This window comes from Roseburia sp. TF10-5 (genome assembly GCF_003462365.1).
In the GTDB taxonomy this organism is placed as follows: Bacteria; Bacillota; Clostridia; order Lachnospirales; family Lachnospiraceae; genus Roseburia; species Roseburia faecis.
On the sequence record NZ_QTYW01000004.1, the window covers coordinates 233,387 to 253,057 of the forward strand.

At 37.7% G+C, this 19,671-nt stretch carries 22 protein-coding genes; 20 read left to right on the forward strand and 2 right to left on the reverse strand.

Going from position 1 to position 19,671, the window contains the following annotated elements:
- Positions 1-16: 16 nt before the first annotated feature.
- The 15 genes from rfbB (at position 17) to DXD06_RS17460 (ending at position 11,125) form a co-directional block, all read left to right on the forward strand.
- The gene (gene rfbB, locus DXD06_RS06340; RefSeq protein WP_117831059.1) at positions 17-1,042 is read left to right on the forward strand and encodes a dTDP-glucose 4,6-dehydratase; all 1,026 of its coding nucleotides are present in this window, start codon (positions 17-19) and stop codon (positions 1,040-1,042) included.
- A 2-nt stretch (positions 1,043-1,044) separates the two neighbouring features.
- Complete coding sequence (gene rfbD, locus DXD06_RS06345) at positions 1,045-1,947, forward strand: dTDP-4-dehydrorhamnose reductase (protein ID WP_117831060.1); 903 nt, start codon at positions 1,045-1,047, stop codon at positions 1,945-1,947.
- Position 1,948: 1 nt separating this feature from the next.
- Positions 1,949-2,833, forward strand: coding sequence for a glucose-1-phosphate thymidylyltransferase RfbA (gene rfbA, locus DXD06_RS06350; protein ID WP_117831061.1), 885 nt, complete (start codon positions 1,949-1,951; stop codon positions 2,831-2,833).
- Between the two features lie 65 nt (positions 2,834-2,898).
- Positions 2,899-3,498, forward strand: coding sequence for a dTDP-4-dehydrorhamnose 3,5-epimerase (gene rfbC / locus DXD06_RS06355; protein WP_117831087.1), 600 nt, complete (start codon positions 2,899-2,901; stop codon positions 3,496-3,498).
- A 192-nt stretch (positions 3,499-3,690) separates the two neighbouring features.
- Entirely contained in the window at positions 3,691-4,443 is a 753-nt protein-coding gene (locus tag DXD06_RS06360) for an SPFH domain-containing protein (RefSeq protein ID WP_117831062.1), read from the forward strand.
- Positions 4,440-5,099 (forward strand): hypothetical protein, encoded by a 660-nt coding sequence (locus DXD06_RS06365; protein WP_117831063.1) that lies wholly within the window; start codon positions 4,440-4,442, stop codon positions 5,097-5,099. Before DXD06_RS06360 ends, DXD06_RS06365 begins: the two co-directional genes overlap by 4 nt.
- Positions 5,100-5,116: 17 nt before the next feature.
- Entirely contained in the window at positions 5,117-5,713 is a 597-nt protein-coding gene (locus DXD06_RS06370; RefSeq protein ID WP_117831064.1) for a tetratricopeptide repeat protein, read from the forward strand.
- Between the two features lie 64 nt (positions 5,714-5,777).
- Positions 5,778-6,749 (forward strand): zinc ribbon domain-containing protein, encoded by a 972-nt coding sequence (locus DXD06_RS06375; protein ID WP_158569496.1) that lies wholly within the window; start codon positions 5,778-5,780, stop codon positions 6,747-6,749.
- Between the two features lie 24 nt (positions 6,750-6,773).
- Positions 6,774-8,399: a YARHG domain-containing protein gene (locus DXD06_RS06380; protein WP_158569497.1), complete on the forward strand. Its 1,626-nt coding sequence runs from the start codon at positions 6,774-6,776 to the stop codon at positions 8,397-8,399.
- A 15-nt stretch (positions 8,400-8,414) separates the two neighbouring features.
- On the forward strand, positions 8,415-9,317 hold the full coding sequence (locus DXD06_RS06385; protein ID WP_243000881.1) for an N-acetylmuramoyl-L-alanine amidase: 903 nt from the start codon (positions 8,415-8,417) through the stop codon (positions 9,315-9,317).
- Positions 9,318-9,405: 88 nt separating this feature from the next.
- On the forward strand, positions 9,406-9,603 hold the full coding sequence (locus DXD06_RS06390; RefSeq protein ID WP_117831066.1) for a hypothetical protein: 198 nt from the start codon (positions 9,406-9,408) through the stop codon (positions 9,601-9,603).
- Between the two features lie 296 nt (positions 9,604-9,899).
- Positions 9,900-10,136 (forward strand): hypothetical protein, encoded by a 237-nt coding sequence (locus DXD06_RS17450; RefSeq protein ID WP_243000883.1) that lies wholly within the window; start codon positions 9,900-9,902, stop codon positions 10,134-10,136.
- Positions 10,137-10,304: 168 nt separating this feature from the next.
- Positions 10,305-10,592: an IS66 family insertion sequence element accessory protein TnpB gene (tnpB, locus tag DXD06_RS18095; protein WP_117831067.1), complete on the forward strand. Its 288-nt coding sequence runs from the start codon at positions 10,305-10,307 to the stop codon at positions 10,590-10,592.
- A 99-nt stretch (positions 10,593-10,691) separates the two neighbouring features.
- Complete coding sequence (locus DXD06_RS17455) at positions 10,692-10,913, forward strand: hypothetical protein (RefSeq protein ID WP_243000886.1); 222 nt, start codon at positions 10,692-10,694, stop codon at positions 10,911-10,913.
- A gap of 11 nt (positions 10,914-10,924) precedes the next feature.
- Positions 10,925-11,125 (forward strand): transposase domain-containing protein, encoded by a 201-nt coding sequence (locus DXD06_RS17460; RefSeq protein ID WP_243000889.1) that lies wholly within the window; start codon positions 10,925-10,927, stop codon positions 11,123-11,125.
- Between the two features lie 174 nt (positions 11,126-11,299).
- On the opposite strand, the gene tnpA is transcribed toward DXD06_RS17460, so the two are convergent.
- Together tnpA and DXD06_RS06415 are read right to left on the reverse strand one after the other, a co-directional pair.
- A complete protein-coding gene (gene tnpA / locus DXD06_RS18100) occupies positions 11,300-11,404 on the reverse strand; it encodes an IS66 family insertion sequence element accessory protein TnpA (protein WP_442969665.1) in 105 nt (34 codons plus the stop codon).
- 1,192 nt (positions 11,405-12,596) lie between these two features.
- On the reverse strand, positions 12,597-13,898 hold the full coding sequence (locus DXD06_RS06415; RefSeq protein ID WP_117831068.1) for a transposase: 1,302 nt from the start codon (positions 13,896-13,898) through the stop codon (positions 12,597-12,599).
- Positions 13,899-14,120: 222 nt separating this feature from the next.
- Between DXD06_RS06415 and DXD06_RS06420 the strand changes: the two genes are divergently transcribed.
- From DXD06_RS06420 to DXD06_RS06440, 5 genes are all read left to right on the forward strand, one after another.
- Complete coding sequence (locus DXD06_RS06420) at positions 14,121-14,717, forward strand: tetratricopeptide repeat protein (protein ID WP_117831069.1); 597 nt, start codon at positions 14,121-14,123, stop codon at positions 14,715-14,717.
- The gene (gene thyX, locus DXD06_RS06425) at positions 14,711-15,358 is read left to right on the forward strand and encodes an FAD-dependent thymidylate synthase (protein ID WP_117831070.1); all 648 of its coding nucleotides are present in this window, start codon (positions 14,711-14,713) and stop codon (positions 15,356-15,358) included. The genes DXD06_RS06420 and thyX overlap by 7 nt, the downstream gene beginning before the upstream one ends.
- Before the next feature lie 79 nt (positions 15,359-15,437).
- Positions 15,438-15,971 (forward strand): dCTP deaminase, encoded by a 534-nt coding sequence (locus DXD06_RS06430; RefSeq protein WP_117831071.1) that lies wholly within the window; start codon positions 15,438-15,440, stop codon positions 15,969-15,971.
- A complete protein-coding gene (locus DXD06_RS06435) occupies positions 15,972-17,450 on the forward strand; it encodes a B12-binding domain-containing radical SAM protein (protein WP_117831072.1) in 1,479 nt (492 codons plus the stop codon).
- A gap of 3 nt (positions 17,451-17,453) precedes the next feature.
- On the forward strand, positions 17,454-19,592 hold the full coding sequence (locus tag DXD06_RS06440; RefSeq protein WP_117831073.1) for a 5'-methylthioadenosine/S-adenosylhomocysteine nucleosidase: 2,139 nt from the start codon (positions 17,454-17,456) through the stop codon (positions 19,590-19,592).
- Positions 19,593-19,671: the final 79 nt, after the last annotated feature.

Below are 19,671 nucleotides of genomic sequence, written 5' to 3' on the forward strand. Positions count from 1 at the left end.
ACAGGAGGAAAAGTACATGACTATTATTGTAACGGGTGGTGCCGGTTTCATCGGCAGCAACTTTATCTTCTATATGTTAAAAGAACATCCACAGGATCGCATCGTATGTCTGGATTCCCTGACCTATGCGGGCAATTTGTCCACGCTCGCACCGGTGATGGATCAGCCGAATTTTCGTTTCGTAAAACTCGATATCTGCGACCGTCCGGGAGTATATACCCTTTTTGAGGAAGAAAAACCGGATGTCATCGTCAATTTTGCAGCGGAGTCCCATGTGGACCGCTCCATTGAGAATCCGGAAGTCTTTTTACAGACCAATATTATCGGTACGTCTGTGCTGATGGACGCATGCAGAAAGTATGGCATTTCACGGTATCATCAGGTATCCACGGATGAGGTGTACGGAGATCTGCCGCTGGATCGCCCGGATCTGTTCTTCCATGAAGATACGCCGATCCACACCTCCAGTCCTTACAGCACTTCGAAGGCATCTGCGGATCTGCTTGTTATGGCATATCATAGAACGTACGGCCTGCCGGTGACGATCAGCCGTTGTTCCAACAACTACGGCCCGTATCAGTTTCCAGAAAAACTCATTCCGCTTATGATCGCAAATGCGCTGGCAGACAAGCCACTTCCGGTATACGGAGAGGGACTCAATGTGCGCGACTGGCTGTATGTCGAGGATCACTGTAAGGCGATTGATCTGATCCTGCGCAACGGAACCGTCGGAGAAGTCTACAACATCGGCGGACACAACGAGATGAAAAATATCGATATCGTGAAACTCATCTGTGAATATCTTGGCAAGCCGGAGAGTCTGATCGAGCATGTGCAGGACAGAAAAGGACACGATATGCGCTATGCCATCGATCCGACCAAGATCCACAACGAGCTGGGCTGGCTGCCGGAGACGATGTTTAAAGATGGTATCCGCCTGACCATCCAGTGGTATCTGGATCATAAGGAATGGTGGGAGAACATCGTAAACGGGGAATACCAGAATTATTACAAAGAAATGTACGGAAAGAAAGGCTTATAAATATGAAAGTATTCGTGACAGGCGTTGCCGGACAGCTGGGACATGACGTGGTAAACGAACTGATAAAGCGCGGACATCAGGCAGTCGGTTCGGATATTGCACCGACACTGGAATCCTGTGCATCGTATGTGCCGCTGGACATCACCGATGCGGCAGCAGTGGAACAGACAATCATGCAAGTACAGCCGGATGCCATCGTGCACTGTGCGGCATGGACCGCTGTGGATGCAGCAGAGGACGAAGAAAATCAGGCAAAAGTCAGAGCCATCAACGTAGATGGAACGAAACATATTGCGGACGCGGCAAAAAAAGCAGATGCCAAGATGGTCTATATCAGCACAGACTATGTGTTTGACGGACAGGGCGAGACTCCGTGGGAGCCGGACTGCAAAGAGTATGCACCGCTCAATGTATACGGACAGAGTAAACTGGGGGGCGAGCTGGCAGTGGCACAGACACTGGAAAAGTATTTTATCGTTCGTATCGCCTGGGTATTTGGATTAAACGGAAAGAATTTTATCAAAACCATGTTGCAGGTAGCAAAAAATCACCCGCAGGTGCGCGTGGTAAATGACCAGATCGGCACACCGACCTATACTTACGATCTGGCAAGACTGCTTGTTGACATGATGGAAACCGAAAAATATGGTTATTACCACGTAACAAACGAGGGTGGTTATATATCCTGGTACGATTTCACAAAAGAAATTTATCGGCAGGCAGGGCTTTCTACCGAAGTGCAGCCCGTGACAACCGCGGAATACGGTCTGTCAAAGGCAGCGCGTCCGTTTAACAGCAGACTGGAAAAAAAGAAACTGAAAGAAAATGGATTTACACCGCTTCCAACCTGGCAGGACGCACTGGGGCGGTATCTGCAGGAATTAAAGCGACAGGGGGAACTTTAAGATGAAGGGAATTATATTGGCAGGCGGCGCCGGAACCCGGTTGTACCCGCTGACCATGGTAACCAGTAAACAATTGCTTCCGGTATATGACAAACCGATGATTTATTATCCGCTGTCTACACTGATGCTGGCAGGCATCCGTGATATTTTAGTTATTTCCACGCCGGAAGATACCCCGAGATTTGAAGCACTTCTGGGGGATGGAAATCAGTTCGGGCTTCATCTGTCCTACAAAGTGCAGCCGTCTCCGGATGGACTCGCACAGGCATTTTTGCTTGGAGAGGAATTTATCGGAGAGGATGCCTGCGCCATGGTACTCGGCGACAACATTTTCTACGGAAACGGATTCGGAAAAATTCTGCGCAATGCCGCAAAGGATGCACAAGAGGGACAGGCAACCGTCTTTGGCTATTATGTCAACGATCCGGAGCGTTTCGGGGTCGTGGATTTCGATGCGAACGGAAAAGCCGTATCCATCGAAGAAAAACCGGCACAGCCTAAGAGCAACTATGCCGTGACCGGACTGTATTTCTATCCGGCAGGCGTGAGCGCGATGGCAAAACAGGTAAAGCCATCTGCCCGCGGCGAACTGGAGATTACGACGTTAAACGACATGTATCTGCAGCAGAAAAACCTAAATGTACAGCTGCTCGGACGTGGCTTTGCATGGCTGGATACTGGAACGATGGATAGCCTGCTGGATGCGGCGGCATTTGTGCAGATGATTGAGCACCGGCAGGGCGTGACCATTTCCGCACCGGAAGAAATTGCATATATCAATCAGTGGATTGATAAAGAAAAACTGCTTGATTCTGCGATACGCTATGGGAAGAGCCCGTATGGAGAGCATTTAAAAGCAGTCGCAGAAGGCAGAGTGAAATATTAAAATCAGCGTAACTATTCTGAGGGGGTTCTGAATAGTTATAAATCAGCATGAAAGAGGAAAAAACAGTGGGACAGATAACAGTGGAAAAAAATGTCGGCGGTATCGAAGGGCTGTGTGTGATTACACCGGCCGTACACGGGGATGCCCGCGGATACTTTATGGAGACCTACAATGAACGGGAAATGAAAGAAGCCGGATTCGATATCCAGTTTGTACAGGATAACCAGTCCATGTCCGTCAAAGGTGTACTTCGCGGACTGCATTTCCAGATCAACTATCCGCAGTGCAAACTCGTGCGAGCCGTGCGCGGCAGCGTGTTTGATGTGGCGGTGGATCTGCGGGAAGGTTCCGCAACCTATGGAAAATGGTATGGTGTGGAACTGTCAGAAGAAAACAAAAAACAGTTCCTGATTCCGGAAGGCTTTGCGCATGGCTTTCTGGTCCTGTCCAACGAGGCAGAGTTCTGCTATAAAGTCAATGACTTCTGGCATCCGAACGACGAGGGCGGTCTGGCATGGAATGACCCAAAGATCGGTATCCGGTGGCCGGATGTGACAGGTGAGTATCGCGGCACACCATCGGCGGAAGGATATTGCATGGCAGATGGAACGCCGCTGACACTTTCGGAGAAAGACCAGGAGTGGCCGGGACTGGAGAAAAAATAGAATATGGTGATAAGAAAAAGTGATGATGTATGAGAAAAAAAGAATATATCATCACTTTTTCTTATTAAAACAGAATTGGATTGACTACCGATGATGACGGAGATAGTATGAAAATATACTTTTGAGATAAAATTGTAAAAAACAAACAAACTTATTAATTCTACATATTATTAATGGAGAATAGGAGTGACAATGTTTAGAAGAGAAAAGAAAAATAATTGGGCTTTGATTAATCGTGTAAAATATGACGGCCCTTGTGATGGTTCGCCCTGGCTGATTTATAAATATCCGGAAGAGGACTTTGTATATGGTTCACAGTTAGTTGTGAATCAGGGACAGGAAGCCTTATTTTTTAAGGGCGGAAAGGCATTGGATTTATTCGGACCGGGAACGCATACGCTTAATACAGGGAATTTGCCACTTTTGAACAAACTTGTAAATCTGCCGTTCGGTGGAGATACTCCGTTTACGGCAGAAATTTATTATGTGAATAAAACTTCGAAATTAAATATGAACTGGGGGACACAGAACCCGTTTCCGGTAGAAGATCCGAAATACGGGATTTTGTTATCCATCCGGTCGCACGGTACATATGGATTGCGTATCGATGATACAAGAAGGTTTGTTGCGGAAGTGGTAGGTGTAGTTCCGTTGGGGGCAACCGTAACTTATGAATTTGTCGCAGCATATTTTAGTGGACTTCTTGTATCGAAAATTAAAAATGTCATTTCTGCATATATGATCCGCAGAAAAATTTCGTTTTTGGAGGTTACCGGATATTTGGACGAAATATCCGAAGATTGCAAAAACGCGGTGAAAGATGAGTTTGAACGATTTGGTGCGGAAGTCATAAATTTTTATGTGGAAACCATCATACCGCCAAAGAGTGACTATGAAAAACTCAGAGAATACAAAGAAAAATGCCTTATGGGAAAATTGGAATGAACAGAAAGAAAGCAGAATCAAAAAGAAAAAAATTTCACCTTAATCGGATTGCATTTTTATTTCCAATTATTTTTTATGCGATATATGCAGTGGTGTATCTGATTATTTTCCCGGATGCTTATGGGACGGGATTACACTTGAATAACTGGTTATTTAATAATCCGGAACATTTACTTTCTATTCTGCAAAATCCGGGCAAAGTTCTTCTTTCGACAGGAAAATTGTGGGCATGGAAAATTTTATTATATATTTTATGGACAGGATTCATTGCTTCATTATTTTATCTGGGATGGACAATCCAAAACAAAAAACCGGAATATCATCCGCAGGCTGTGCTCCGTGGAAGGGAACCATATCAAAAAGCCCTGCAGATAAATGAAGAAATAAAAGCGCATGAATATAACGTGACAAGAGAAGTAAAGACAGCGGTTCGAAATGTTATGGAATATTTGCGGAATGAGAGTGATTTTGGAATCGGAGATAATTCTGTGATTGCCTGTGAACGAGAGATTGCAAACTGCCTAAAGACGATAGAAAACAATATTCCCGCGTTATGCAATACAAAGACTATGGGAAAAACAGAAAAAATTATTATAGAAAACTGTAAAACCATTCTGATAAATCTCAAACTTCGAACAGAGAGAAAAAAACGATAAAAGGAGGCACAGGGATTATGCAGCATCAGGTTGTTGAGTTAGAATGTCCGGGATGTGCGGCGATAATTACAACAGGTACAAAAACATGTCCATATTGCTTTCGCCCTATTGTAATTACTTCGTTTAACAGTATCCGTGATTTTTCATCACGGGATCTGAATAAACAGGCCAATGTATATAAAAAAGCGATGGCAGATCATCCGGACGATGGAATATTAAATACGTCACTTGCTTTTTGTTACCTGAAATTAAAATTGTATGACAAAGCAATATCGTGTTTTGACAAAGCACTGGAAGATAATTTAGAAGATTCGGAGATCTGTTTTTATGCAGCAGTTGCATTGTTAAAGGGGAAAAAGGCATTTTTAACGTCGCGTCCGGTTATCAATAAGATAGAAGAATATTTAAATGCAGCGATTATGATCGAGCCGAGGGGAATTTATTATTATTTTTGGGCTTATATAAAGTATGACTATTATTACAGAAAACATTTTAGATCAACACCGGATTATCAGAAATTGTTAGAAACGGCTTCATCCAGCGGATATTCGGAATATGATGTACATAATTTGTTTGATCTGTTGGAAGTAAAGAAACCGGATGCCATGAGATGACGGAAAAACGTTTTTTTATGCGATGATAAAGGAATTAAAAAATACGAATGAGAGGAAAGAAAAGATGAATTGTCCAAAATGTGGAAGAGAGATCAGGCCAACAGATAAGTTTTGTATTGCCTGCGGGGCTAAATTAGAAAATCATGGAGAGGAGAACGAAAATTTCAACGCTGCATCGATGAGAAAACTGGCTGGGGAAACGGTAAATCATGCAGCTGAGTCTTTGATGGGAACAAGCAGAAATGGAATTGATTTTATGGTGCGCCGGTATTTTTTCGGTTTTGGAGATTTTATAGCTGTTTCAATCTGTGCTTTTGTGATCAGTTTACTTTTGAAACTGTTTTTGGGACATGAATATTTGATGGGACCTATGAATAAGTTTGGTTATTTTTGCTCTGTCATTGAAATTTTGGCGTTTTTAGTATTTGTTGTATCTTTAGAGGAGTCTATGCATGCAAAATCAAATGGCAGAGCGAAAACGAAAGTCGATGAGGCCACTCAGAAATATATTTCTGAGTTAAAATCCAGAGCAATTGAAAAATTCAATGTGGATGAGGAACAGTTGGAAGAAGTAGAGCCGGTTGTTATAGCCGGAGCAGGAACAACACCGCGTATAAATTCTTTAGGTAATACTGCAAATGCAAAAAAAATTGTCAGCCTTTTAGAAAGATTTTATTCGAAAGATCCATTTGAGGCATACAGGGTTGATAAGGATGCTATGCCGAGATACTTATTGATACAGACTACTGTTTATGCGTTTACGGATACACAATTGCTTGTGTATGTAGGAAATATTGATATTTCAACGGGCATGATATATGACGAGACGGTGTCGGAAGTGTTTTATTCGGATGTAAATTCTCTTGTGCAGCAGGAACTTTTAAAGAAATATAACAAAAAGTATTATACGATAAAATATTTGATGCTGGATATCTGCGGAATTTCCAAAATAGCTGCGTTTGATACAAGATTAGTCCCTGACGTTAACGAACGCCTGGCAGGAATGGAAAGCTACATAAGAGAAAAAAAGAATTAAAGATTTACAATGGGGAGAAAGAAAATGTTTTGTAGAAAATGTGGAACTGAGAATGAAGATCAGGCAGTATTTTGCAAAGAATGTGGAGCAAGACTGGTCTTGGAACCGTCATTGGAATCACAGATAAAGAAATTGGTAAAGCGTATAGCCTCTCTGCCTAAAAAATATAAAGTAGGTGTGGAAATCGGAATCGCAGCCATCGTGGTGATTCTTATTGTAGTGGCCAATTTAAATTCCACCATCAATTTAAATAACTATGTTACGGTAACCTTTGAGGGTTATGATGGATATGGAAAAGCAACTGCGACGATTGACTGGAATAAAATTCTGGATAAATATAAGAAAAAGATTTCTTACACATCCAAAGCAAAATCCAAATATGAATATGCTTTATTCGGATATTCAATGGAAGAATTACTCGGGAATTGTGTTTCGGTGTCTTTAGAGAAGGAAGACGGACTAAGCAATGGAGATCGGGTAAAATATGTCTGGAACATTGATGAAAACCAACTGAAAAAGTATGTGGACTGCAAAATAAAGTATTCAGATGAAACCGTAGATGTATCAGGACTGGAAAAGATAAAAACATTTGATCCATTTGAAAATCTTACGCTTACCTATAGCGGAATAAGTCCGAATGGAACGGTTGCGATAAGTTATACGGGAGATGTACTGGATGAAGATGAATTTTATTGTGATACAGATTCCGGTCTGAGTAATGGTGATGTCATCACCGTTTATTTAAATTCGGATGATATGGAATATTATGTAGAAAATTATAAAATGATCCCTTCCGAGACGGAAAAGGAATATACCGTGGAAGGACTGGATAAATATGCATCTTCGGTTAAAGACATTAGCAAGGAAATGATTGCTGCCATGAAAAAACAGGCAGAAAGTGTAATTACAGAATATACGGCAAAAATGGGTTCGGATTGTACGGTAGATTCTGTTACATTTGTAGGCGATTATTTGGAAAACTGTAAAAATGATAATTACGCAGATAAGCAGAATTGTTATGGAGATGTATACAAAATCAAGTTGCATGTAAAACCGTCCGAAGATTACAAGGCTGTTAAAATGGTTGAGTATTATGATGTTCAATTCTATAATATCGTTGTAAAAGGAAACGGGGAATGTGAGGCAGATCTTTCCGATTATTATACACCGGGTGAGAATTTTTCGAAGGACTGTTATTATGGGCCGGAAGATTATGACTATTATACTTATTATTTTGACGGATTCGAAACACTGGATGATGTAAAAAATGCCCGTGTCGACAGTGTGGCAGCAGACTACGATACCGATTGGAATATGGATGGAGGAGATCAGGCAGAAGTTTCGGATCAGGGGCTGTTGTGTTCGTACAGTACCAAAAGAAAAATCACCGAAGAAGAAATACAGGGGTATTTAAACAAAGACTATTCTTCCTATCATTTTCCGGGGGACAGAAGTGTTATTCAGATGATTATTAATGAAATGTATGCTTTGAATGGATATAAATTTCAGGATGAAGACTTGAAAAATTATTATGAAAAGCAGGACTGGTACAATAAGATTGAAAGTAAAACAACGGATATGGCAGAAATATATAGAAATATGTCAAAGACCGAGCAGGATAACATTAAATTGCTAAAAGAATATAAATAGATGGTTAAATAAAATATGAAGAAAAAATATAAAAATTTTATCGGCCTGTTGTACATAACCGGAGCAATGTGTTTTTGCGTGGCCTGTGGCAGAGATGTGCAGACCTCTGTTTATTCACAGGAGAAAGCATCTGAGAATATGATTCGGGATACGGAACAATCAGGAGAAAATACAGAGCAGGAAAGCGAAGCGGCTGTGCAACAGGCAACTGCACAGGAAGAAATACACAGTAGAGATACAGAGGATACGCAAAAAGATAAAAATACAGAAAACACAACAGAAAAACAAAAATATACGGTGGTTATCGATGCAGGACATCAGGCGAATGGAGATTCACGATTAGAGCCGATCGGTCCCGGGGCAAAGGAAAAGAAACCCAGAGTGTCAAGTGGAACGAGTGGACATGCCAGCGGCTTAAAAGAATACCAGCTTACACTTGATGTTTCATTGAAACTACAGGCAGAGCTTGAACACAGAGGGTATCAGGTTGTAATGGTAAGGACAACAAATGACGTAAATATCAGTAACTCGGAGAGAGCGGCCATAGCAAACGATGCAAACGCCGATGCATTTATTCGGATTCATGCAAATGGATCGGAAAATACTTCGGTACATGGAGCCATGACCATCTGCCAGACCTCATCAAATCCGTATAATGGAGATCTGTATGACAAAAGCCATGCATTAGCTTCGGCAGTGCTGGACGATTTGGTGTCTGCAACAGAGTGTAAAAAAGAGTATGTCTGGGAAACGGATTCCATGAGTGGGATCAACTGGTGCAAAGTGCCTGCCACAATCGTTGAGATTGGATATATGACAAATAAGGAAGAAGATTTGAAGATGGCGACCGATGAGTACCAGAACAAGATCGCAGATGGTATTGCGGATGGAATTTATGAATACTTGCAGGGAAAATAAAATTACGTTATGATAACAGTAGGAAAAGTTACAGGTAAGCGTCAAAGAAAATGATGAGTTATATCGTGAAATAAGGAGGGATGCGAATATGTGTGATGCGTTGAGAGAACTGATGAAGGATGATCTTGAAGATGCTAGAAGATTAGGAGAATCAGAAGGCGAAGTAAAAATCATTATTAATATGAGACAAAATGGAATGTCCCCGGAGAATATTGCATCCATCACAGGTAAAGATTTGGATGAGATCAATGCAATACTGGAAGGAAAAGTTCCAGTGATATTATAAGTAGCAGCTAAAAACAGTATAAGAAAGTAAAAAGAAGTGATGATGTATGAGAAAGAAGAACACATCATCACTTCTTTCTTTTGATAGGAAAAATTCTATTGACTGTAGAAGTGCATGAGTATATGGTAAGCGATGAATAACATATCGTTCCAAATGTAAGTACAGATCTGAGATAATACAGTAAATGGCTACTTTATCTATTTTCAGATCTGGATGCTGTCGTATCACTCTTCTTTTTTAGGTAAAGGTAGCCGAGTATTGTGTTTTACTACTTTAGCCAACAGGAGAAGCGGTTTATGCGTAATAAGAGAAGAACAGATGAAGAATGGCTGTCATTAATTCAGGAATGCCGCAGCAGGAGATTTTCTGACCGTGTCTGGTGTGAGCAGAATGAGGTCCCTATCAATACTTTTTATAATACTGTCACGAGATTAAGAAAGAAATCATGTATGGTACCAGAGGAGGTCAGTCCGACATTGGATGGTTTGCATGAAATCGTACTACTGTCAATTACCGGAGAATCCCATGCATAAATGCCGGATTCAGCCGGGGATCTGCCGTCAGATGCCACATCAGGGACTGAAGCACTGGTGGTTATAATTAACGGCTGTAAAGTTGCAGTCAATAATCATTCCAGCAGAGACATGATTTATCATACGATATCCGCTCTGCGGAAACTTTGATCGGCGATCTGACCCCGGGTGCAGAAAATCTATCTGGTTACAGGCCGGACGGATATGCGAAAGTCTTTTGACGGGCTCATGGACATCATTAGGGACAACTTCCAGATGGAGCCGTTTTCCAATGTGGTCTTTCTGTTCTGTAGACGCAAAAAGAATACAATGAAAGCCCTCTATTTTGACCGGGATGGGTTTGTATTCCTGCAGAAGCGTCTGGACAATGGAAAATTCCAATGGCCCCGCAATGCTTCAGAAGTCAGGTCTCTGACAAGGCAGGAATTTCTGATTTGTGCAACATGTAGATTTTGAAAAATTTTCCTTCAGCTGGAACAGGCTGCTGGCGGAAGATATCCACAGATGTGAGATCGTGGGGACCATTGTCCGGGGATAGCTGTGCATGACTTCATAATGCTGAGTATAACTTCACAGAACAGACTGGAAGATGTCGGACTGGTCTGCTGCCTTGCACATGCAAGACGAAAGTTCTTTGAAGCAGTCCCAGCAGCCAGACGTAAAAAGCTGAAGTTTCTTCAAACAACCGGGCGGAACGGAAAGCCAAAAGCTATGCAGTTGGGCGTAAAGCCTTTCTGTTCCACACATCAGAGGCTGGAGCCGGGGCCAGTGCAGTAATATATAGCATTGTGGAAACAGCAAAAGCAAACAACCTGAATATTTTCCAATATCTCTATACGGTACTGCTGTATATGCCGGATTATATGAACCCGTCCGCAGGCATAGAACAACTGATGACATGGAATGATTTTATAAAGGAGGAGTGTTCAGGAATCATTGATGTGGAATCCAATGTCCCGGAAAACAGAATTTCCCTGCCATATAGATAGCAGAGAAACCTAAAGTAAATGGTAGTCGTTTACTGTTTTAACTGAATTTTGGAATATGGTAGGCGGTGTGTTATTCATCGCTTACGGAGCAGGAGATGCAGACATTTCCGGGATAACGATTGGAACAATGTCCGGGAGAACCTGACTGGCGAGTTCTTCTTTCAGAGCATGCTTCTAGCAGTTGTAAGTGTGAATGGATAAGTTGTTTTGATTACACCATTCTTTGACAGTCAGCCCGCTTGCTTTCTGATCTGAAAAACGGGTAGTCCATTCGTTCATACGAAGCTGGTGTAATTTTTGTTTCGTGTTTATGAGAGATACCTCCGAGTATTTATTGGGCGAATTGCGCGAATCGTGCGATTCGAGTTATACGATACAAGAGACATTTTCTCAAAAATATGATATCATGATAAGGTACTTGTGGTTGAGGATTTACGCTTATCCCGGATTCTTTGCAGTCCCAGTCTGTATTTCTTTGTATAGATGACACGATGGTTACAAAATTTGGCGTAAAATTTGAAAATGTGTCAAAGCTTTTCGACCATGTTGAGCACAATGGTTCAATTACTTCAATGGTCACTGTTTCGTAAGCTTGATGTTTTGTGTGCCGGTCTGGAACCACGCTAAACTCTCTTATCTTGCAGTACTTTTGGGATACCGGATGTGACAGAAAAAGAATCCAAGTTGGAACTTGTAGCTTCTATGGTGCGTTACGTCATGCCTGAATTTTCACAGAAACGGAATGGCATTATTCTTTGTGACATCTGTACATGAAACAAAATCTTGTTTCCATCGTTGGAAATACGACTTTCCATAGAATACGATTTTGCATTGTCAGATGAAAAATCGGTGATTATTATATAGGTGTACACTGTGTATTTACCAAACTTTTCGGTACAAGGGAAGTCCTTGCCTATGTCACCGCGACAGCGAAAACAGGTGGGACAAAACGGTCTTTTTTCAGCACAGTTTTTCTGTGCATGATAGGAAAAAGCCCTCCTGAACCGGCCGGGAAGCAGCTGGATGAAATATCTTCCCCAGTTTTTATATGCTTTCCGGTGGAATATTGAAACCAGTTGCTATGAACAGAACAGAAAAGGTTCTGGGATTTATGCAGCTACATGCAGGAATTTCGCTTTGTTTAAGTGAGGGGAGCCGCAGGCAGATATTAAATATTAATGATACAAGCATTGAATTTATTATTTTCAAATAAATCTTGGCAATCTTTAAAAATATCTGCCCAAAAAGTTGTTTATATGGTATTATAATACTAAAATAGTTGCTTTTATGGATATTGGTTTATTTTTAGATAACTTTATTGATTATATCGAGAGATGAGCAAAACGAATTGATTTAAAAGTTGGATTTGGCAGTTAGCTTTTGTAAATCGGAAAGAATGGGAATTTATGACATAGCAAAGCTGACGTAAGTCCAGAACCTACGCAAATGGGGAGATATGAATAGCTCTTTATTATGCGATTCGCTTTACAGCTTTAAGCTTACGATAGGATTGCCCTGTGCCGGTGGTGATTGCCGCAACAGCAACCGCTAACAGACTTATATGGGCAATTGTATTCAAGTTGGTAACAGATGATTTATTTCTTACCCACATACGTTCCTGCCCTGTATTTTTGAAACGTGAATTGTATCTTTCACATTCTGTACGAAGAGAGTAATTACTTTTGAAATATTTGCTGTCTCTGTCGACGGAGAGTCTTAAATCATCGGGAATGGTGATGTATTTTGTACAGCCGCGATGCTTCTTGCCGTTGTAAAAATTTTTGTGATGGCAGGGACAATCAGCGTCTTTGCTTGATTTTAGTGGGCAGCAGAATTTTTGGCGTGTACGTCCATTATCAGAAAATTTACCATCCTTCCACATGGCAAGCCCGGCATCGCAGACAGGATTTCCCTGTGGAAGAAGTTTTGGATTTTTGGTGGATCGTTTGTTTAATGGAATAATACATTCGCCTTGGTAGAGTTCCTGTACCTGATTATAGATATTTTTAACATCATAGCCTTTATCAGCAAGGAAGGTACATTCGGTTATCGGCAGAAAGGTATGTGTGTCAGCCAAAATATCAAGCGCAACAGTGGAATCATGGACATTGGCGGTAGTGGTCAGTTCATAAATGGGAAGACCTGAAATACAGTCAACAAGGACGTGTTTTTTGTAACCCAAGTAGAATTCATACTTTTTCTCGTTTGTTTGGTTAGAAGCAGTATGTACGCCAAGTTTGCAATCAGTATCTGCTTTGGGCTGGTTATCAGGCTTAAATTTGTTGGATAGAAAAGATTTAGGATTATTCTGTGAAGTGTTTGCAGCAATCGGAGTAGAGTCCAAACCAATAAAAGATGTATCAACAATACCTTGTTTTGAAAGATAAAGAACTTGGGATTTCATAATGGATGAAAGTACATCGTTATCAAGCTGTTTTAGAAAACGATCAAACGTCCAGTAAGAAGGCAACGGAGCAGAAATATCAAAACCGCAGTAATGGGCGATTAGAAGGTTGTTGTTAAGATAATCAACAAGATCCGTAATCATTGAAAAGCCTTCACATTTCATAACGATAAACGAACAAATCATGGCATGATTGGAAAAGCCTTTTCGTCCGGTTTTAGGGAATTCAGGGACAAAGGATAAATCGAGATTCAGAAAAAGTGAATCGTAAAACTTTGCAACTGGTTGTGAAGTGAAAAGACGGATGTCTTTCAAAATTTCTTGACGATAGATAACAATCAGCTCCTCTCGGTGAATTGATTTTGACAACTTAATTATACCATTTGGAGCTGATTGTTACTATAAATTTGGAGTGATAAAAGAGGTTGCCATGCCTCGCAAACATGCATAAATACTGAGTATGTGGAGTTTTGCTCATGGCTAGATTATATCCTATGAAGAGGTTATTTTTATTAATAAAATACTACATTTATGCGATTTAAGGGACTCACAAATGCGTAAATTATAAAATAACATTGGAGAGAAAGATAAATGTATGATGGAAAAATAGGGCTATATTTGTTAGAAAAAATTGAAGAATCACGGGAAGCTATAACGGAAAGAGAGTATGATGTTGCTATTAGATTTTTAAATCAGGCGCTTACCACAATAAATGATAAGAGAGAAATTTATTCTGAAGAAGGAATTAAGATATGTAAGTTACTAGCTTTATGCTATAGAAAAAAGAATCTGCTTACTGAAGGAATAGAATCATTGAGGATGGCGGAGGAATTATGCAGAAAATTATATTTAAAAGGTAATGGAGAAAAGTGGAGAAGGGAGTTGGCAGTATGCTATGTGAATGAGGCTATAGTATATGATTCACAAAACCAGATCAATAAGGCGATTACTCTCTATGAAAGTGCGATTGAATTATTTAAGGATTTGAAAGATGATGAGAGTACAATTAAAGTGATGTTGTCACTATGTATAGCATATAGTAAAATAGAACATGATGATAAAGTAAAAAGATTGTATGAAGAAGCTTTGAATATAATTGAAAATGATTTTTTATTGGAAAATTATAGAATGCTCTTTTATAAGATGAAAGAGGATATATTAGACAAAAAGGAGAAAGATAAATGTTAATAGAAAATGCAAACGTAGAACTGATTAGTAATAATAGTTATGAGGAAATGCTAAAAAAAATTGAAAAAATAGGAAGGGTATGTTATAAAAGTGAAGATAAGATAAAAGATGGTTCGGCAGAAATGTTTATAAAGGGAATCATAAAACGTGGTCATGAATCCGTGATTGAGCATGAAAGCATTAGTGTGAGATTTATTTGTGATAGGGGAGTATCTCATGAAATTGTGAGACATAGAATTGCAAGTTATTCACAAGAGAGTACGAGATATTGTAATTATTCTAAAGAAAAGTATGGTGAGCAAATAACATGTATTGATATTGCAAGTGGATTCAAATATGATTTGAATAATGAAATAGATAGAAAAAAATATGATATTTGGCTTAAGGCGATGGAAAATGCAGAAGATAGTTATTTTAAAATGATTAAGCTTGGAGCTTCTCCGCAAGAAGCGAGGAGTGTTTTGCCAAATTCTTTAAAAACAGAGATTGTCGCTACTATGAATTTAAGAGGATGGAGGAATTTTTTGAAATTGAGAACTGCAAAAGCAGCACATCCTCAATTTAGAGAAGTTGCATGCATGTTGTTACAATTATTTGTAAAAAATTATCCAGTATTTTTTCAAGATATTTTAGAAGAATAGAATTATGTATATGTGATAAAAGGACTGAAACATATTGTTTTGGTCCTTTATCAATATCTATTTTAAGGAGGAAACTAAAATGATAAAAGATAAATGGGGAGTTTTAACAGGTAAAGAAATTATGAAAGAAGTGATAAATGGAAAAATATTGATCGCACCTTTTGATAAAAATAATATTAGTTGTGATTCATATAATTATAGATTGGCAAATAAATTAATAAGAATCAAGAGTTCAATTTTGGATTTGAAATGGAAGGATACATATGAAGAAATTATTTTACAAAATAAAGGAACTATATTGTATCCAAATGAATGTTATTTAGGAAAAACATTAGAGAAGATTGGATCAAATGAGTATGTTGGGTTAATTACAGGAAGAAGCTCTATAGGAAGAAAATTTATTACGAATCATATGACATCAAATATTATTGAACAAGGATTTTTTGGAAATATTACATTAGAAATTACAGTTCAAAAACCTACAATAATATATCCGGATCTTTTGTTTGGACAAATTATGTGGTTAACAGTAGTTGGGGAAGCGAAATATTATGAGGGAGAATATCAGAATCAGGACGAACCGACTATATCAAATATATATAAGGAGATTTAAATGATAAAAATACTGTTATATGATACTGGGGATTCCAGAAACGAAAATAATGAGCCATTAGGAATTGAGGTAATAGGAGCAAAAATTTTAAATGAATTTAATTCAAAGGTTAATGTTAAATTGCTATGGTATAATCGGGATGGTGTTCCGAAAAAAATAGAAGATAATTTTGATATTATAGGCATAAGCTTGAATATAGGAAGAATGGAAATATTTGATCATATTTACAAAATGATTAAGACGCTGAACTATAAACCGATGATATTTGTTGGAAATGTCGTAGCTACATATGGATATGAATACTTACTGAAAATATATAAAGATATTTTTTGTATGATAGGAGAAGGTGAAGAGGTATATGTGCAAATTATAAAGGATTTATTCCAGAAAAACCTGAAAATAGAAAAAATTAATAATCTTGCATTTTGGAATGGAGGAAAGATAATTACAACAAAAAGGAAAAGCGCAGATTTGAAGAATTATATTAAACCACTTCGGGTTTTTAATGATTTTCTTATTAAGAATAAAGGAATTGCACGTATAGAGGGAAGTAGAGGTTGCAGTTGGGGAAAGTGTAATTTTTGTTGTGTGGAGTATAAATATAATTCAACTTTTTGGAGAGAAATAGCTATAAAACAAATTATTGAACAAATTCAGGAATTAGCATATGCAGGGATTAAATCTATATATTTCACAGACGAGGATTTTATTGGAAATAATGTATTACGTTTGGAGAAAATGATTGAAGAAATTGAAAGAGAAAAAAATAATAATAAAATTTTAAAAGATGTTAATTTTTTTATTTCTGTAAAGCCGATAGATATTTTGGATGAAAAAATTTTTAAATTGCTTCAACGATTTTCTGATATTGGGCTAAGAGAGATTTTTATCGGGATTGAATCAGGTTCAACAGAACAATTGAAAAGATATAATAAATGCGCAACTAAAAATATCAATGAAAAAGTTATGAAAAAAGTAAAGAAAATAAAAACTGATATTGATTTGGGCTATATATTATTTGATCCGGAAATGACAGTAGAAGAGTTAGAGGAAAATATAAAATTTATCGAAGATTTTGAAATATATAATTGGGGGTCAAATTTTATAAAGAGACTACGAATTCAAACAGATACCGAATTTGAGAAGAAATTTTGTGCTGAAAAAGAGTTGGAATTTGACTTGAATAATTTGGAGTATAAATATGTTTTTAAGGATAGCAAAATACAAAAAATTTATGAATTATATAAAAACATAAATTTAGATGCTTATGCCTATCAATTACAAAATGCATATAGAGGAGAAGTAGACACAGAAAAGATGAGACAGGAACAAAAGGAAAAAATAGTTACTTTAAGAAGAATACAATTCTTATGTTTGAAAAAGATATATCGAAGTGTAATTAATGATGAGGAATTATGCTTAGATGGTATATTAAATGAGTTTCAAAACAAATGGATTAGTTGGAATAGAAAAGAGTAAAATATGATAGAAGATACGCTTTTTTTGTCTGGAAGTTATGAATCACAACGTATTGCGCTTTTAGATAAGAAGAATTTTGATTTATATGGGGAAGTGAGAAAACATTTTATTTATAGTTGTTTACTTTCGAAAAAGGTTATTCAACCTATCGGACATTTTTACCAGTCAAAAATAATTAGAAAAATAACAGAAGAATATATTGAATTATTTTTGCCGGTGGACTTAAATGGTGGACAACCCATAGCGCAATATGCTATTAATATGTTTAAGGAAAATTTTAAGGAAGATGCTGAGGAAAAAGCAAAGACTTTTCTTGGAGAAAAAGAGTTTCAATGTTATCATGATGATGAATATAGAAAGAAATTAACAGAAAAAACGACAGAATTCATTCCATATCGAAGGTTTGGAAAACAGCTGGATACTCTTGCAAATACTACTTTAAAAGAATGCAATAAAAATGGTAGTTTGTATAAACGCATATATAATAAACTTTATGATCATAAAAAAGTGCAGACGGCTTTGGAACCCTTGATAAAAGCAGTACAACTTAAAGAATTTGCAATTTTGCCAGAATATATCCAATATTTAGATGAAAACAATACTTTAAAAGAGTATATGACTTTAACTAGAATTATTCTTATGGATGCGTATGATGAGAGTTGTTCTCAATTATATAATACGGCATATGTAAATAACCCGATAAAAAAATATTACCCTATATTTTTTGAACAGGATTATAAATATGAAGTAAATTATTTGGATACAAATATATTTGATATTTTTTTGTCACTAATTCCTGAAATTAAAAGTGCTGTTCTAAAAATGAACTCATCAGAATTAATTAAGCTGAGAGAATCAATATACTTTATATATTTTAAAAATTTCTATATCACTTTTGTGGGAAAGTTAAAGGACAAGTTGTTAAACTGCAATATAAAAAAATGTTTTTTGGATGAGTTTACAGTACAAAAAGATCAATATCATAAAAATGTACGAGAAGTTATTGAAGATCATCCAAGTGTTTTGTATGCTGCTCTAAGCGAAAGTATTGAAAAACAAAGGATTATATCAACAAGTGAATATCTGGACTATACAAAGTTTCCGATGATGGGAATTGTTTCAGGGGTCATGGAACAGATTATGGGAAAGTATGAAAAGTTTCTTTATGAATATTACAAAATGAAAAGGAACAACGACATAATCCAATCATATCAAAACAATGAAAAATATGATATAAATGGGAGAAAAAATATAATGCACGAATTTAAAGATGTAAAAATAGGCATTATTACAGCACTTCCTAAGGAATGTGCTGCTGTTAAAAAAATGTTAGAAAACGTAAAAGAATATCATTTTGAAAGCAATGGGGCAGGAAATCGTTTTTATGTGGGAAAAGTAAAAAGTGCCAATGGGGGGATGCATCAAATTGCTTTGGGAATGTGTGGAATGGGAAATAATAAAGCTTCGATTCGAGCTATTACGATGAAAGAAAAGTTTCCGTATATTGAATCTATTATTATGGTAGGAATTGCTGGTGGAATACCAGATCCATATGATATTAGTAAACATGTAAGACTGGGAGATATTGTTGTATCAGAGGGAGTAGTACAGTATGATTTTGTTAAAGAAACAAGTGAGGAGGTAATTTGTAGATCATCTGCTGCAATGCCTTCCGCTAAATTATTGGAAGCATTAAATGTTATGAAAACGAAAGAATATGAAAACATATATAATTGGAAATCTTTTATTGATACATATGCAATAGAGAAATTTAAGAAACCGAGATGTAAAGATGAATTACATGATGCTACAGGAAAAATAATTGCACATCCTAAGGATAGAAGCAGAGATCGATATCCTAAAATCTTTTATGGGAATATTGCTTCAGCAAATAACCTGCTTAAAAGCTACGAAAAAAGACAAAGGTTAAAAGAAAAATATAATGTCAGGGCAGTTGAAATGGAAGCGTCCGGTATTGCAGATGCTACATGGGAAAGTGGAGTAGGATATTTGGTTATAAGAGGAATTTGTGATTATTGTGATGCTTATAAAAATGATCTTTGGCAAGAATATGCAGCAATGGTGGCGGCTTGTTATACTAGGGATTTGATTGAAAATCTACCTTCTTTTGTAAGCGCCTAGTTTCAGGGTGGATTTAAAATCATCACAAAATTTGCCATAATTATAGATGATAGATGCCAGCATTTTACTACAGTATCGG

Bases quoted from the DNA above. Each gene is read 5' to 3' on its own strand.
- rfbB (WP_117831059.1), top strand. From the start codon at position 17: ATGACTATTATTGTAACGGGTGGTGCCGGTTTCATCGGCAGCAACTTT.
- rfbD (WP_117831060.1), top strand. From the start codon at position 1,045: ATGAAAGTATTCGTGACAGGCGTTGCCGGACAGCTGGGACATGACGTG.
- rfbA (WP_117831061.1), top strand. From the start codon at position 1,949: ATGAAGGGAATTATATTGGCAGGCGGCGCCGGAACCCGGTTGTACCCG.
- DXD06_RS06360 (WP_117831062.1), top strand. From the start codon at position 3,691: ATGTTTAGAAGAGAAAAGAAAAATAATTGGGCTTTGATTAATCGTGTA.
- DXD06_RS06365 (WP_117831063.1), top strand. From the start codon at position 4,440: ATGAACAGAAAGAAAGCAGAATCAAAAAGAAAAAAATTTCACCTTAAT.
- DXD06_RS06370 (WP_117831064.1), top strand. From the start codon at position 5,117: ATGCAGCATCAGGTTGTTGAGTTAGAATGTCCGGGATGTGCGGCGATA.
- DXD06_RS06375 (WP_158569496.1), top strand. From the start codon at position 5,778: ATGAATTGTCCAAAATGTGGAAGAGAGATCAGGCCAACAGATAAGTTT.
- DXD06_RS06380 (WP_158569497.1), top strand. From the start codon at position 6,774: ATGTTTTGTAGAAAATGTGGAACTGAGAATGAAGATCAGGCAGTATTT.
- DXD06_RS06385 (WP_243000881.1), top strand. From the start codon at position 8,415: ATGAAGAAAAAATATAAAAATTTTATCGGCCTGTTGTACATAACCGGA.
- DXD06_RS06390 (WP_117831066.1), top strand. From the start codon at position 9,406: ATGTGTGATGCGTTGAGAGAACTGATGAAGGATGATCTTGAAGATGCT.
- DXD06_RS17450 (WP_243000883.1), top strand. From the start codon at position 9,900: ATGCGTAATAAGAGAAGAACAGATGAAGAATGGCTGTCATTAATTCAG.
- DXD06_RS17455 (WP_243000886.1), top strand. From the start codon at position 10,692: ATGCTGAGTATAACTTCACAGAACAGACTGGAAGATGTCGGACTGGTC.
- tnpA (WP_442969665.1), bottom strand. From the start codon at position 11,404: ATGAACGAATGGACTACCCGTTTTTCAGATCAGAAAGCAAGCGGGCTG.
- DXD06_RS06420 (WP_117831069.1), top strand. From the start codon at position 14,121: ATGTATGATGGAAAAATAGGGCTATATTTGTTAGAAAAAATTGAAGAA.
- thyX (WP_117831070.1), top strand. From the start codon at position 14,711: ATGTTAATAGAAAATGCAAACGTAGAACTGATTAGTAATAATAGTTAT.
- DXD06_RS06430 (WP_117831071.1), top strand. From the start codon at position 15,438: ATGATAAAAGATAAATGGGGAGTTTTAACAGGTAAAGAAATTATGAAA.
- DXD06_RS06435 (WP_117831072.1), top strand. From the start codon at position 15,972: ATGATAAAAATACTGTTATATGATACTGGGGATTCCAGAAACGAAAAT.
- DXD06_RS06440 (WP_117831073.1), top strand. From the start codon at position 17,454: ATGATAGAAGATACGCTTTTTTTGTCTGGAAGTTATGAATCACAACGT.